Here is a 14,375-nt window from a genome sequence, read left to right as displayed (position 1 = left end):
GATGCCCTGGGACCGGGACGAGATGGCCGCGATCGCTGCGGCCGAGCTGCACGACGGCGACTACGTGAACCTCGGGATCGGCATCCCCACGCTCGTCGCGAACCACCTGCCGCCCGGTGTCTCGATCACGCTGCAGAGCGAGAACGGGATGCTGGGGATCGGGCCGTTCCCTCTCGACGGCGAGGAGGACGCCGACCTGATCAACGCGGGCAAGCAGACCGTCACGGCACTGCCGGGCGCGAGCTACTTCGACTCCGCGACGTCGTTCGCCATGATCCGGGGCGGGCACGTCGACATCGCGATCCTCGGCGCGCTCGAGGTCTCCGAGACGGGCGACCTCGCCAACTGGACCGTGCCCGGGAAGCTCGTCAAGGGCATGGGCGGGGCCATGGACCTCGTCGCGGGCACGCCGCGCATCGTCGTCCTCATGGACCACGTGGCGCGCGACGGGTCGCCCAAGGTCCGGCACGCGTGCGGGCTGCCGCTCACGGGCCAGGGCGTCGTGGACCGGATCATCACGGACCGCGCGGTCTTCGACGTCGTCGACCTCGGCCCCGGTGCTGCCGGGGCGGACGCGACCGGCCTGCGCCGCGGCCTCGTCCTCCGTGCCGTCGCGCCCGGCGTGACCCTCGACGAGGTGCGCGACGCGACCGAGGCGAGCTACGTCGTCGGGCTGGCGGTGCCGGACGCCCCCGCCGGAGCGACCTCCCGCACCCGGACCCGCCCAGGACACCAGGAGGAACCATGACCGTCATCGTGGGGTACGCACGCACCCCCTTCGTGCGTTTCAACGGCGCCTTCGCGACCGTGCCCGCCGCGACGCTCGGGGCGCACGCGCTGGGCGCGGCGCTCGCGGACGCAGGTATGGCGCCCGACGACGTCGAGCTCGTCCTCGCCGGACAGGTGCTCCAGGGCGGGGCCGGTCAGAACCCCGCGCGGCAGGCCGCCGTCGGCGCGGGCGTGCCCTACTCGGTGCCCGCGATGACGCTCAACGCGGTGTGCTTGTCCGGCATGGAGGCCGTGGTGCAGGCGCACCGGCTCATCACCGCGGGCGAGGCCCAGGTCGTCGTGGCCGTGGGGCAGGAGTCCATGAGCCTCGCGCCGCACGCGTGGGTCGGGTCGCGCGCGGGCCAGAAGTACGGCGACGTGACCCTCGTCGACACGCTCGCCCACGACGGGCTGCGCGACGCGTTCGAGCGCGACTCGATGGGGCTCAGCACGGAACGGCACGGCGAGGGGCTCGCGATCAGCCGGGAGGAGCAGGACGGGTTCGCGGCGTCGTCGCACGCGCGGGCCGCCGCGGCGGCGGACTTCCTGCGGGGCGAGATCGCGCCGTTCCAGACCCCTGGGCGATCCGGGAGGCTCGTCGAGGCCGACGACGGTGTGCGCGCCGACACCACGGTCGAGGTCCTGGCGCGGCTGCGCCCGGCCTTCCGCGAGGACGGCACCATCACGGCCGGGAACGCGTCGCAGATCTCCGACGGTGCTGCGGCGCTCGTGCTCGTGAGCGACGAGGAGGCGGAGCGCCGCGGGCTGACGGGCGCCCGCATCTTGGGGCACGCCCTGGTCGCCGGACCGGACGTCTCGCTGCACGCGCAGCCCGCGAACGCGATCGTCGCGGCCTGCGCCCGGGCCGGGCTCGAGGTCGGCGAGCTGTCCGCGGTCGAGATCAACGAGGCGTTCGCGGTCGTGGCCCTCGCGTCGGTGGACCTGCTGGGGATCGATCCCGCGATCGTCGACGCCAACGGTGGGGCCATCGCGCTCGGGCACCCCATCGGGGCGTCGGGCGCGCGCATCGTCGGTCACCTCGCGCGACGGCTCGCGGCGCTGGGCGGCGACGCCGTGGGGGCGGCCGCGCTGTGCGGCGGCGGGGGGCAGGGGTCCGCGGTGGTGCTGCAGGGGTAGGGCGTCGGGTGGCCGGGAGGCCGCGCTACAGGTCGCCCTTGCGCTGCAGGAAGCGCATCGCGGCCCAGCCGATCGGGATGCGGGCCCAGTAGGTCGCGACGCGGAACAGGATCGTCGCGGACGTCGCGATCGCTGGCGGGATGCCGGCAGCGGTCAGCCCCGCGGTCAGGGCGATCTCGATCGTGCCCAGGCCGCCGGGGGTCGGGACCGCGGCGCCGGCCGCGTTGCCGACCAGGTAGATCACGGCCACGTCGACGAGCGCGAGCTCCTGGCCGAACGCCGCGAGGGCCGCGTCGAACGCGAGCACGTAGCCGAGCGTCATGATGATGTTCCCGCCGAAGCCGAGGGCCAGACGCCCCGGCTGGCTCAGCATCTCGGACAGTCGCGGCCAGACCTGCTGGACGGTGGGCCGGATCTTCGCGAGCACCCACCGCCGGACGGCCGGGACGAGCAGCGTCGCGATCACGGCGAGCGCGACGCCCGTGATCGCGAGCAGCACGGTGGTCGAGGGCAGCTTGATGAGGCCGCCGGAACGAGCGGTCATCGACAGGACGACCAGCAGCAGGATCGTGATGACGAACTGCGACACCTGGACCAGTGCCACGGTCGCGACGGCCATGGGGGTCGAGACGTTCCGCTTGGTGAGCATGCGCAGGTTGAGCGCAGCAGGACCGATCCCGGCCGGGGCCGCGAGAGCCACGAACGACCCGGCCATCTGTGTCAGCGTCGCCCGGATCATGGGCAGCTTGACGGGCGAGAACGCCACGAACGTCAGGGCCGCCCCGAACCAGGTGAGGATGCCCAGCGCGAACGAGATGACGGCCCACCAGGGGTTGGCCTGGGAGACGGCCTCGGTGATCTGCTGGAAGTTCATGGTCGTGACGACCACGGTCACCGCGACGATCGTCAGGGTCAGCGTGATGATCGTCCTGGCCCCGAAGCGGGTGATGCGCTGGGGCTCGACGTCGGTCTCCGGCAGGCGCTCGACGAGCGCAGCCCGCAGGTCCTTGAACAGCTCCTTGTTGGCGCGCATCTCCTCACGCGTGCTCACGGGCAGCGCGATCGACTGGAGGAGCGGCCCGATCGCCGCGATGTCCTCGTTGGGCAGCACGCTCACGGCCGAGGCCACGGCGCGCTGTGCGCCCACGCGGAGCGCGAGGAGCGCGACCATCTGCGTGAGGTCCATGCGGCGCGACAGCTCGGACGACGCGATGTCTCCCTGCTCCCAGCCGGTGAGCCAGACCTTGACCTCGGAGTCGTCGGGGCCGGCCTCGGCGCCCTCGGGGCGGAGGTCGACGGTCGCCGACGCGGGGTCCGTGCCCGTCCCTGCGGGGTGCGTCGAGGCGCCGCCCGGCTCGCCCCGGCTGACGAGCATGACGTCGGAGGTCAGTGCGCGGTGCGAGAGCCCCGCGTCGTGCGCGAGCTGGATCTGGTGCCAGGCCTCGGTGAGGACGGCGTCGGTGACCTCGTCGTCGGGCAGGTCGCGCAGCGAGACCGCGCCGACCGCGTGCTCCTGGACCAGGATCATCGAGTCGTCGGCCTCGGCGACGCCCAGCAGGCGGGGCGTCCGGACGCCTGCGGCGCGGGCCGCGTAGGCGAGCAGCGCGGTGCGCTCGGCCACGGCCTTGAGCGAGATCGCGGCGCGTCCTTCGATGCCGCGCAGGCGCAGCGAGCGCCAGAACCGCGTGATGAAGCCGACGACCTGGCGGTCGCCGTCGAGCACCACGACGTCGCGGCGCACGCCGTCCTCGGTGAACATCGCGTAGACGCGGTTGTCCCCGGAGCGGGTCAGGGCGATGGCCGCGGGGTCCGACGGGGCCTCGGCGGGCTCGCTGACCCCCTCGCCGAGGGCGCCGGACAGGTGGTCGGCGGTGATGCGCGCGTCCGCGGTGAGCGCCGACTCCTCGTCCGAGCCGGCGATGCGCACGACGCCGACGTGCACCTCGCCCGTGATCTCGCCTTCGGCGTTGACCTCGGTGATGGGGTCCTCGGCAGCCTCGGCGAGCTCCGCGGGCTGGGACACGTCGCGCACGCGCACGAGCGCGGTGGGCGAGTAGCCCGCCCGCCGCACGCCGTCGACCAGGTGCGGGCCGTAGGCGCGCTCGCTGCGCACCCCGGAGACCCAGCGGACGGCGTTGCCGGCGATCCGGCCGAGCAGGAGCGTGATGATCGCGCCGGGCAGCGAGACCTGGGCCGTGATGAGGACGACGCCGAGCGCGATGAACAGGAGGTTCCAGGACCAGGCGACCGTCCGGCGTCGGGTGCGAGGGCCGGCCGCGGTCAGCAGGCCGCTGATCGCCGCGACGTAGCCGGGGATGCTGAGCTGCCACTCGCCCCGGATGCGGACCGACAGCCCCTGGATCAGGTCGTCGGACCCGAAGGTCACGACCGAGTACGTCATGGCGATGCCCAGCAGCATGCCGAGCGCGGCCGCGGCGATCGACTCGACGACCTGACGGCCGAGCTTGCGGATGCCGAGCTCGATGAGGACCGCGGTGGGGATCGCGAGGGTCACGAGCCCCTCGAGGACCGCGACCGGGATGAAGAGGATCCGGGCGAGGAGGTCGGAGAACCCCTGGACGTCCTCTGCCACGCCCGCCGTGGTGCCGTGCGCGTACACGGACATGAACATGACGAGCGCGACCCCCAGCGCGCACAGCACGATCCCGACGAGGTCGCTCGGGTGGCGCACGCGCGCCTCGGGGGTGTCGACGATCTGGACCGTGGGGTCCGTCCCGTCCCCGACCGCGCGCGGGGTCGCCAGGAACGCGCGGAACGAGCGCGGGTCCGGGGTCGCGGGCTCGGTCGTCTCGAACGACCCGACCTCGTGGACGTGGGGGCGTGGCTCCGCCGTCGCCGGAGGACCGGCCGGGTCGTGAGCACGCGCAGACATGCTTGCGAGTCTAGGGCGGGAGGTCCCGAGAGGCGCGGTATTACGCCACTTTCTCCCGGGTGATTTGCCCGCTTGCTCCCGTTGTCCGGCCCGCTTCGCCGGGCGAGTGTGACCAACCTCCAGCAGGATGAACGCAGGTAGCGCTCCCATCCCGGCAGGCGCGCCGAGGGCGCTCGCCCCGGCGCGGGGTGGGGTGGGCGGCGCACGAGGAACGGTGGTGGCTCATGGTCCGCAGCAGGCGCACGGGGCAGGACGCGGTGGAGATCCCCGAGCCGCTCAACGCGTTCAAGAACGTCTGGTGGCTCCCCGTGGTGCGCGGGCTGCTCCTGGTCGTCCTCGGCCTGCTGCTCATGATCCAGCCGCTCGAGGCGCTCGAGACGCTGCGCTGGGTGTTCGGGATCTTCCTCGTGGCGGACGCGGTCCTCGTCGCTGTCCAGGGCCTGGCGCACCGCAAGCAGGTCGGGTGGACGTGGTGGCTCGCGCAGGCGGCCGTCAACCTGCTGTTCGGCGCCGCGGTCATGTTCTGGCCGGACCTCAGCGTGACCGCGCTGTACTACGTCCTGGTCGTGTGGGTCCTGGTGCTGGGGATCACGGCGATCGTCGGCGCGGCCGGGCTCGTGCGCAACCGGGACCTGGGGTGGCCGTGGCTGCTGACGTTCGGCATCGTCTCGACGCTGTTCGGCCTGCTGCTCGTGACGCGCCCCGTCGACGCGGACGACGTCCTGAGCCTGACGGTCGTCGTGTTCGGGCTGTACGCGTTCGTCGCAGGGTCGATCCACGTGGTCTCGGGCTTCGGGGTCCGGTCGGTCGCGCGCGAGCTCGCGGACCTGCGCGCGCAGGCGGTCGCGGCGGGTGTGGTCGTCACGGGAGGGTCGGTGCTGGGCGCGGGGGCCACGGCCCCGGTGGTCGCGGAGGCCGCGGCGGCGCCCGCTGCGGGGAGCGCACCGGCATCCGGCCCGACGGCGGAGCTCACCGCGGGTGGTGAGGCGACCGGGGACGTGGCCGGGTCGGGCGGCGAGCTGTCGTCGGGACCGTCGGCCGAGCCCGCCGTCGAGGGGGCCGGCGCCGGGAGCGCGTCCGACGTCCCGGCGGAGGACCACGGGCCGACCCCCGCTCCCGACGAGGCGACGGGGTCGCCCGAGCCCGGCTCCGGCGTCGGGCAGGGGACGTCCTGGCGGTGAGCGCGCCCCGCGAGTGACAGCGCTGGCAGCCTGGAGCGGGCGTGCCCGCGCAGCGGCCGCCGCCGCCACGAAAAGGCCGTGACGCACCGGAACGTACTCCCCGGTAACTTCACGGCTGTGATCCGTCTCACCATGTGGCGCCGGGGGTTACGACCCGGTAACAAGATGCCCGGAACCGCCGTGCAGAGCCGTTCCGGGGTGCTTGACCGAAACAACAGTGTGTTAGACATCACGGACCTTGGTCGCAGAACCAGGCCGTGGGAGCGCCACCGCGCACCCACCTCATGACCGGTGAAGAAGAGGTGTGACGGATGACGACCGTTTCGAGGAAGCGGCTCCTCGCCGCAACGGCAGGCATCGCCGTCGTGACGTTCACGCTCACGGCGTGCGGCAGCGGCAGCGGGACGAACGAGGACGGCGGCAGCAGCAACGCGAGCGCAGGAGGCGCGCTGACGATCGGCACGACCGACAAGGTCACGACGCTCGACCCGGCCGGCTCCTACGACAACGGGTCGTTCGCGGTCATGAACCAGGTGTTCCCGTTCCTGCTCAACACCCCCTACGGCAGCCCGGACGTCGAGCCCGACATCGCGGAGTCCGCCGAGTTCACCGCACCCACCGAGTACACCGTCAAGCTCAAGCCGGGCCTGAAGTTCGCCAACGGCCACGACCTCACGTCTTCCGACGTGAAGTTCACGTTCGACCGTCAGGTCGCGATCAACGACGAGAACGGCCCCGCCTCGCTGCTCTACAACCTGGAGAGCGTCGCGACCCCCGACGAGACGACCGTCGTCTTCACGCTCAAGTCGCCCGACGACCAGGTCTTCCCGCAGATCCTGTCGAGCCCCGCCGGCCCCATCGTCGACGAGGAGGTGTTCGCGGCCGACGCGCTGACCCCGGACGCCGACATCGTCGCGGGCAAGGCGTTCGCCGGGCAGTACTCGATCGCCAAGTACGACTTCAACAACCTCATCTCCTACGAGGCCAACCCCGACTACCAGGGCGTGCTCGGCGAGGCGAAGACGGCGAAGGTCAACACCAAGTACTACACCGACGCCTCCAACCTGAAGCTGGACATCCAGGAGGGCAACATCGACGTCGCCTTCCGCAGCCTGTCCGCGACCGACATCGACGACCTCCGTGGCAACGACAAGGTCAAGGTCGTCGACGGGCCCGGCGGCGAGATCCGCTACATCACGTTCAACTTCGACTCCCAGCCCTACGGCGCCAAGGCCGAGGGCGCGGACCCGGCCAAGGCCCTCGCCGTGCGCCAGGCCGTCGCCGACCTGATCGACCGCGAGGAGATCGCGACCCAGGTCTACAAGGGCACCTACACGCCGCTGTACTCGTACGTCCCCGCGGGCCTGACCGGCGCGGTCGAGCCCCTCAAGGAGCTCTACGGCGACGGGCAGGGCGGAGCCGACGCCGACAAGGCCAAGGCCGCGCTCGAGGCAGCGGGAGTCACGGTCCCCGTCGTGCTCGACCTGCAGTACAGCAACGACCACTACGGCCCGTCGTCCGGCGAGGAGTACGCGCTCATCAAGGACCAGCTCGAGAAGAGCGGCCTGTTCACGGTCAACCTGCAGACCACCGAGTGGGTCCAGTACGCCAAGGACCGCACGGCCGACGTCTACCCGGCGTACCAGCTCGGCTGGTTCCCGGACTACTCGGACGCCGACAACTACCTCACGCCGTTCTTCCTCCAGGAGAACTTCCTCGCGAACCACTACGACGACCAGGAGGTCAACGACCTGATCCTCCAGCAGGCAGCCACGCCCGACGCGGCAGCCCGCACGGCCCTCATCGAGGAGATCCAGGAGAAGGTCGCCGCCGACCTCTCGACCGTCCCGTACCTCCAGGGAGCCCAGGTCGCGGTCGTCGGCACGGGCGTCGACGGGACCGAGGACACGCTCGACGCGTCGTTCAAGTTCCGCTACGGAGCACTCTCGAAGAGCTGATCCACGAGGACCCCTGGGCGGCCCGACCGGCGACGGCCGGGCCGCCCAGGGGTCCGACGACTCCCCGGCGGGCCGTGCGAGCGGCGCCGCCGCGGCGCAGCACCGCAGGCAACCGAGCAGCGTGGCTCGGACCACGACGAACGGACGACATGACCACGACGACCGACCAGGTGACCACGGCGGACCCGCCAGGCGCCCGGACCCCACGCTCGACCACCCCGCGGCCCAGGACGTCCGGAGGAGGTGGGCTGGGACGGTACGTCCTGGTCCGGTTCCTCCTCATCATCCCGACCGTCTTCATCCTCGTGACGACCGTCTTCTTCGTCATGCGCGCGACGGGCGACCCCATCACCGCGGCGCTCGGCGGCCGGCTCCGCGCCGACCAGCTCGCCGAGCGCATCCACGCGGCCGGCTACGACCGCCCGATCATCGTCCAGTACCTCGAGTACCTGGGCGGGATCCTGCGCGGCGACTTCGGCACCACGATCAGCGACAACCGGCCGGTCTCCGAGATCCTCACGACCTACGGTGCGGCGACGCTCGAGCTCGCGGTCTACGCGCTGATCATCGCGTTCCTGGTCGGCATCCCGCTCGGGCTGCTCGCAGCCCACCACCGCGACCGGATCCCCGACGCGTTCCTGCGCGTCTTCGCGATCCTCTGCTACGCGACCCCCGTGTTCTTCGCGGGCCTCCTGCTCAAGCTGATCTTCTCGGTCGGCCTCGGCTGGTTCCCCGTCGCGGGCCGTGCCTCGACCGGGGCCGAGCTGCAGATGCTCTCGCTGCCCGACCCGTCGGGCTTCTACGTCGTGGACGCGATCCGTACGGGCGACCCCGCCGTCCTGGGCGACGTCCTGATGCACGCGGTCCTGCCCGGGGTCGCCCTGGGGCTCCTGACCGCCGGGGTGTTCCTGCGCCTCGTGCGGACCAACGTGATCGGGACGCTCGCGACCGACTACGTCGACGCGGCCCGCTCGCGCGGCGTCTCGGAGCGTCGCCTCGTCCGCACGCACGCGTGGCGCCCCGCGCTCATCCCGATCATCACCGTCATGGGCATGCAGATCGCGATGCTCCTGGCCGGGGCGGTCCTGACCGAGACGACCTTCGAGTGGAAGGGCCTCGGCTTCATGCTCTCGCAGTACCTCCAAGCCCGTGACTTCGTCGCGGTCCAGGGGATCGTCGTCCTGCTGGCCGTGATCGTCGCGGTCACGAACTTCCTCGTGGACGTCATCGCGGCGCTCATCGACCCGAGGGTGAGGTACTGACATGGCACGACGACTCTCCTGGGGCCGCCTGCCCGTGGTCCACCAGCTCCGTCAGAGCGTCGGGCTCCAGCGCGGCATGCTCGTCGCGGGCCTGATCATCACGGGGCTCTTCCTCCTCACGGCTCTGACCGCGCCGCTGCTCGCGCCCTACGGGTACAGCCAGCTCCGCAACGCGGACGGGGCGTTCGGCGCGCAGCAGCCGCCGTCGGCCGAGCACCTGCTCGGCACGACCGTGGGCGGCTACGACGTCCTGTCGCGCGTGATCTGGGGCGCGCAGACCGCGGCCCTGGTGATCGTGGTCGCGATCGCGGCGTCGATCGTGATCGGCATCCTGCTGGGCCTGGTCTCGGGGTACTTCGGCGGGTGGCTCGACCGCGTGCTCGTGGTCGTGTGCGACGCGATCTACGCGTTCCCGTCGCTGCTCCTCGCGATCCTGCTCGCGATCGTCATCAGCGGGGGCCAGTCCAAGCTGTGGGGCGGCATCCTCGCGGCCGCGCTCTCGATCACGGTGGTCTTCATCCCGCAGTACTTCCGGGTGATCCGTGCGGAGACGGTCCGGATCAAGGCCGAGGCGTACATCGACTCGGCGCGCGTGATCGGCACGCCGCACCGCCGCATCATGGGTCGCCACGTGCTGCGCAACGCGACGCGCACGCTCCCGCTCATCGTGACGCTCAACGCGTCCGAGGCGATCCTCACGCTCGCGGGGCTCGGGTTCCTGGGCTTCGGGATCGAGCCGACGGCCGCGGCCGAGTGGGGCTACGACCTCAACAAGTCGCTGTCCGACGTGACGAGCGGCATCTGGTGGACCGCGCTCTTCCCGGGCCTCGCGATCGTGCTCGCGGTCCTGGGCATCACGCTCGTGGGCGAGAGCCTCAACGACCTGGCCGACCCGCGCCTGCGCAGCCGCCGGGCGGCAGCGGTCGGGGCGGGCGAGGTCGCGGAGACGTCGGTCGTGCCGGGAGGGTCGCTCACGGCCGGCCCGGCGGGGCTGGGCGGTCTGGAAGGTTCGGGGACGTTGGGCGACGAGGGAATCGAGGTGCGCCCGTGAGCGCGCAGCAGTCAGCAGGCGAAGGCCCGACGACGTCGCGCGAGCAGGGCGCGGTCGTCACCATCCGGGACCTCACGGTCTCGTTCGCGACCGACGCAGGACCCATCCTCGCGGTCGACGGGGTCGACCTCGAGGTCGCCCCGGGCGAGGTCCTCGCGGTCGTCGGCGAGAGCGGCAGCGGCAAGACCGTGACGGCCAAGACGATCCTCGGTCTGCTGCCGGAGACCGCGACCGCGCGTGGCGCCGTCGTGCTCTCGAACAAGGCGGGGACGAGCGAGTCCGACGTGGTCTCCCTCAGCCGCTCCCAGCTGCGGGCCGTGCGCGGTACGGACGTCGCGATGGTCTTCCAGGAGCCGTCGGCCGCGCTCAACCCCGTCTTCACCGTGGGGTGGCAGATCGTCGAGGGGCTGCGCGCACACCGGCGCGTACGCCGCGCGGAAGGGCGCCGGCAGGCGGTCGACGTGCTGCGCCGCGTCGGGATCCCCGACCCCGAGACGGCGGTCGACAAGTACCCGCACCAGTTCTCGGGCGGTCAGAAGCAGCGCATCGTCATCGCGATGGCGCTCGTGCTCGACCCCGGGCTCATCGTCGCGGACGAGCCGACGACCGCGCTCGACGTGACCGTCCAGGCCGAGATCCTCGACCTGCTGCGGCGCTGCCGCGACGAGTTCGGGACCGCGATCGTGCTCATCACGCACAACATGGGCGTGGTCGCGGACCTCGCGGACCGCGTGGCCGTGATGTACCAGGGCAAGGTCGTCGAGCAGGCCGACGTGCGGTCGCTGTTCGAGGACCCGCAGGCCGAGTACACGCGCGCCCTCCTGGACGCGGTCCCGCGCGTCGGCGGGGGCGTGGTCAACGCGGCGGCCCGGGTCGAGGCGCGTGCCGACGGCTGGGCCGAGGGGGCTCCCGTGGTCGTGGCCCAGGGGCTGCGGATCGAGTACCCGGGCCGGTTCCGCAAGCCCGCGTTCGTCGCGGTCGACGGGGTGGACCTGTCGATCCGTCCTGGCGAGGTGCTGGGGCTCGTGGGCGAGTCGGGCTCGGGCAAGACGACCATCGGCCGGGCGATCGGAGGCCTCACCCCGGTGACGGGCGGGTCGCTGTCGGTGCTGGGCGTCGAGATGCGGGGCGCGCGCGAGCGCGACGTGCGGCCCGTGCGCCCGCGCATCGGGTTCGTGTTCCAGGACCCGGCGTCGAGCTTCAACCCGTTGCTCACGATCGCCGAGTGCGTGGCCGAGCCGCTCGTGGTGCACGGGCGGGCCGCCGACGCGGGGGACGCCCGTGGCCGCGTCGACGAGCTCCTCGAGTCGGTCCAGCTCCCACGTGCGTACGGCGACCGCTACCCGCACGAGCGGAGCGGCGGCCAGCGCCAGCGCGCGAGCCTGGCCAGGGCCCTCGCGCTCGATCCCGAGCTGCTCGTCGCGGACGAGCCGACGTCGGCGCTCGACGTCTCGGTCCAGGCTCGCGTGCTCGAGCTGTTCGCCGAGCTCCAGCGCGAGCTGGGGTTCGCGTGCCTGTTCATCAGCCACGACCTCGCGGTCGTGGACCTGCTCGCCGACCGGATCGCGGTGCTCTACCGCGGCAGGCTCGTCGAGGAGGGGACGTCGGCCGAGGTGCTGGGCGCTCCGCAGCACACCTACACCAAGCAGCTCCTGGCCTCGCTGCCCGTGCCGGACCCGGTGCTCCAGGCCGAGCGCCGGCACGAGCTGGCGGCGCTGCGGGTCTGACGGTCCGCTGAGTGCGGAGTTCTTGCGCGACACGCCCGGCGTGTCGCGCAAGAACTCCGCACTCAGCGATGTGCCACTACCCGACCCCCAGCGCCTCGAGCCACTCGCGCGGCAGCAGGGCATAGCCCACGAACGCGACCACGTCGAGGATCGTGTGGGCGATCACGAGCGGGATCACGCGGTGGCGCCCCCACCTGCTCGTGTAGAACCACGAGAACACGACGCCCATGACGACGTTCCCGATGAACGGCCCGATGCCCTGGTACAGGTGGTACGAGCCGCGCAGCAGCGAGCTCCACACGACGAACTTCACGCGCCCCCAACCCAGGTCCTTGGTGCGCTCGAACAGGTACGCGACCGCGATGACCTCCTCGAGCAGTCCGTTCTGGAGAGCCGCGAGGATCAGGATCGGGACGGTCCACCAGTAGTCGGCGAGGTTGGCCGGGTTGATCTCGACCGTGATCCCCAGGGCGCGCCCGGCGACGTACAGACCCAGGCCCGGGATGCCGATGACCGCGGCGAGCGCGACGCCCCAGCCCGTGTCGCGCCACGGCCGGCTGCCGTCGAGCCCGATCGCCCGGGTGACCGAGCGGCCGCGCGCCGAGAGCAGGTAGAGCGCGAGCGCGACCGGGATGAGCGCGAACCCGATGCTGAGGATCTGATAGGTCAGGTCGAGGTACGGGCGGGGCGACTGGCTGTTGTTGAGGCTCGCGCTCTGCTGGGCGAGCGGGGTGCCCTCGGTGAGGCGCGCGATGATGTTGACGACCGCGTAGACGCCCGACCGGCCGAGGCTCAGTCCCAGCAGGATCCAGATCTCGGCCCCGATGCGGCGGCGGGTCTCGGGCCGGTCGGCCGTCGTCGGTGCCCAGCGGGACCGCTTCCCGCCTCCGGCCTCGCCCGCGGGCGCTACGTCGACCCCCGCCGGTCCGGGCTCGCGCGGCATGCTGGGCGGTACTGCTGGCTCGGCGCCAGAGCCGGGGGGAGTGCCGGGGGGAGTGGTCACCTGGTCGTTATAGCACCCCGTGCGAAGGCGCGCCGAGCGGTCTTCACACAATCCTCGTGGGTTGGTCAACAGGCGTCCGGAGGGCGTGCAGACCGGTTTCCTACGCTGGGAGGACCGTGACTTCGAACAGACCCCCCTCCCTCAGCCCGACCGCCCGAGACGCCCCTGCGCAGGGCGCCACCGACGACGACCTCGACGAGAAGCCGCCAGGCCTCTCCGTCACCCAGGTCGTCGCGAGTGCGCTCGCTGCCGTGAGCTCGACGGTCCTGCTGTCGTACCTGGGGGTCGCCGGGACGATCATCGGTGCGGGCATCGCCTCGGTCCTGACGATCGTCGGGAACAACCTCTACACGCGCTCGATCCTCAAGACGCGGCGCCAGATGAAGGCGGCCCTCCAGGCGGGCGTCGTCCTGCCGGTCGGCAAGAACGGGCGCAAGGTCCTGCTGCCGACGCTCGCGGGGTCGCACGGGCAGGGCGCGGGTGGGTCGGACGGTTCCGACGGTTCCGACGGCGGGTCGGCTGAGGACGAGGACGCGACCAGGAGCGGCACCGCGGTGCTTCCTGCGGTCGGCGGCACGGGGAGGGTCGCGGACACCGCGGTCCTGGACCCGGCCGACCTCGACGGGACGGACCTCGGCGACCTGCGCACGGCGGCCGGGCAGGCAGTCGACGGGCCCGACGGCGCCACGGACCTCTCCGAGGACGGTGACGCCTCGGAGGACGGGGGAGCGGGCGACGGGACCGACGACGACGCGGCAGGTCCGAGCCGGCCGAGCCGGCGGACCCTGATCCTGTCGACCGTCGCGGTGTTCGTCGTGCTCCTCGTGGGCGTGACCCTGGTCGAGGTGATCGCCGGGCGGCCCCTGAGCGAGATCCTGCGCGGCGAGGAGGGCTCGGGGACGACCATCAGCCACGTCGTCTCGCGCGAGCCCGCGGCAACAGATGGCACGACGGGCGACACCGGTGGCACGACCGACACCTCGACCGACGTGCCGAGCTCGGGCACCACGCCCAGCCCGGCGCCGAGCGAGACCACGTCGACGCCCACGCCGACCGATCCTCCGACGACGGTCCCGGACCCCGAGCCGACCACGCCGGTCACGCCGGCCCCGGACCCGACCCCGGGGACGGGCGGGGACACCGGCGGCTCGGGCGCGGGCTCCGGCTCGGGAGGTACCGACCTCGAACAGCTGCCCGGCACGGGAACCGGTAGCGGTGCGGGGAGCGGCACAGGCGCGGAGGGCGTCCCGGGCGCGGGCACCTCGGGTTCCGCGACGTCCTGACAGCGCTCCGCTGCCGAGAAGTGAGTAGATGCCCCTGATCCACGCGGATCAGGGGCCGGGAGTCCCTTGTCGGCGGGCGCGTTCGGTACCGGGGCAACCCAAGCGCACACCC

At 72.4% G+C, this 14,375-nt stretch carries 10 protein-coding genes; 8 read left to right on the top strand and 2 right to left on the bottom strand.

Going from position 1 to position 14,375, the window contains the following annotated elements; genetic code table 11:
• Position 1: 1 nt before the first annotated feature.
• A complete protein-coding gene (locus ACFWGN_RS01430) occupies positions 2-748 on the top strand; it encodes a 3-oxoacid CoA-transferase subunit B (RefSeq protein WP_377615348.1) in 747 nt (248 codons plus the stop codon).
• Positions 745-1,905, top strand: coding sequence for an acetyl-CoA C-acyltransferase (locus tag ACFWGN_RS01425; protein ID WP_377615347.1), 1,161 nt, complete (start codon positions 745-747; stop codon positions 1,903-1,905). The genes ACFWGN_RS01430 and ACFWGN_RS01425 overlap by 4 nt, the downstream gene beginning before the upstream one ends.
• 25 nt (positions 1,906-1,930) lie before the next feature.
• Here the strand turns inward: ACFWGN_RS01425 and ACFWGN_RS01420 are convergent, their stop codons facing one another.
• Positions 1,931-4,798, bottom strand: coding sequence for a flippase-like domain-containing protein (locus tag ACFWGN_RS01420; RefSeq protein ID WP_377615346.1), 2,868 nt, complete (start codon positions 4,796-4,798; stop codon positions 1,931-1,933).
• A 224-nt stretch (positions 4,799-5,022) separates the two neighbouring features.
• Between ACFWGN_RS01420 and ACFWGN_RS01415 the strand changes: the two genes are divergently transcribed.
• The 5 genes from ACFWGN_RS01415 (at position 5,023) to ACFWGN_RS01395 (ending at position 11,977) form a co-directional block, all read left to right on the top strand.
• Positions 5,023-5,979, top strand: a complete 957-nt coding sequence (locus ACFWGN_RS01415; RefSeq protein ID WP_377615345.1) for an HdeD family acid-resistance protein — start codon at positions 5,023-5,025, stop codon at positions 5,977-5,979.
• A 311-nt stretch (positions 5,980-6,290) separates the two neighbouring features.
• Entirely contained in the window at positions 6,291-7,937 is a 1,647-nt protein-coding gene (locus ACFWGN_RS01410; protein WP_377615344.1) for an ABC transporter substrate-binding protein, read from the top strand.
• A 149-nt stretch (positions 7,938-8,086) separates the two neighbouring features.
• The gene (locus ACFWGN_RS01405) at positions 8,087-9,199 is read left to right on the top strand and encodes an ABC transporter permease (protein ID WP_377615343.1); all 1,113 of its coding nucleotides are present in this window, start codon (positions 8,087-8,089) and stop codon (positions 9,197-9,199) included.
• Position 9,200: 1 nt separating this feature from the next.
• Positions 9,201-10,250, top strand: a complete 1,050-nt coding sequence (locus ACFWGN_RS01400) for an ABC transporter permease (protein WP_191805220.1) — start codon at positions 9,201-9,203, stop codon at positions 10,248-10,250.
• Positions 10,247-11,977 (top strand): dipeptide ABC transporter ATP-binding protein, encoded by a 1,731-nt coding sequence (locus ACFWGN_RS01395; RefSeq protein ID WP_377615342.1) that lies wholly within the window; start codon positions 10,247-10,249, stop codon positions 11,975-11,977. The genes ACFWGN_RS01400 and ACFWGN_RS01395 overlap by 4 nt, the downstream gene beginning before the upstream one ends.
• Positions 11,978-12,053: 76 nt before the next feature.
• Here the strand turns inward: ACFWGN_RS01395 and ACFWGN_RS01390 are convergent, their stop codons facing one another.
• Entirely contained in the window at positions 12,054-12,980 is a 927-nt protein-coding gene (locus ACFWGN_RS01390) for a CPBP family intramembrane glutamic endopeptidase (protein WP_377615341.1), read from the bottom strand.
• A 116-nt stretch (positions 12,981-13,096) separates the two neighbouring features.
• Here ACFWGN_RS01390 and ACFWGN_RS01385 point away from each other — a divergent pair, with 116 nt between their 5' ends.
• Positions 13,097-14,263 carry a hypothetical protein gene (locus ACFWGN_RS01385; protein WP_377615340.1) on the top strand — a complete coding sequence of 389 codons (1,167 nt, stop codon included), beginning with the start codon at positions 13,097-13,099 and terminating at the stop codon, positions 14,261-14,263.
• Positions 14,264-14,375: the final 112 nt, after the last annotated feature.

Origin of the sequence: Oerskovia sp. NPDC060338, assembly GCF_042726295.1 — a bacterium.
Taxonomy (GTDB): domain Bacteria; phylum Actinomycetota; class Actinomycetes; order Actinomycetales; family Cellulomonadaceae; genus Oerskovia; species Oerskovia merdavium.
The sequence above is the reverse complement of the archived record's forward strand: the minus strand, read 5'-3'. Positions and strand labels throughout refer to the sequence as shown.

Bases quoted from the DNA above. Each gene is read 5' to 3' on its own strand.
- ACFWGN_RS01425 (WP_377615347.1), top strand. From the start codon at position 745: ATGACCGTCATCGTGGGGTACGCACGCACCCCCTTCGTGCGTTTCAAC.
- ACFWGN_RS01430 (WP_377615348.1), top strand. From the start codon at position 2: ATGCCCTGGGACCGGGACGAGATGGCCGCGATCGCTGCGGCCGAGCTG.
- ACFWGN_RS01420 (WP_377615346.1), bottom strand. From the start codon at position 4,798: ATGTCTGCGCGTGCTCACGACCCGGCCGGTCCTCCGGCGACGGCGGAG.
- ACFWGN_RS01410 (WP_377615344.1), top strand. From the start codon at position 6,291: ATGACGACCGTTTCGAGGAAGCGGCTCCTCGCCGCAACGGCAGGCATC.
- ACFWGN_RS01400 (WP_191805220.1), top strand. From the start codon at position 9,201: ATGGCACGACGACTCTCCTGGGGCCGCCTGCCCGTGGTCCACCAGCTC.
- ACFWGN_RS01415 (WP_377615345.1), top strand. From the start codon at position 5,023: ATGGTCCGCAGCAGGCGCACGGGGCAGGACGCGGTGGAGATCCCCGAG.
- ACFWGN_RS01405 (WP_377615343.1), top strand. From the start codon at position 8,087: ATGACCACGACGACCGACCAGGTGACCACGGCGGACCCGCCAGGCGCC.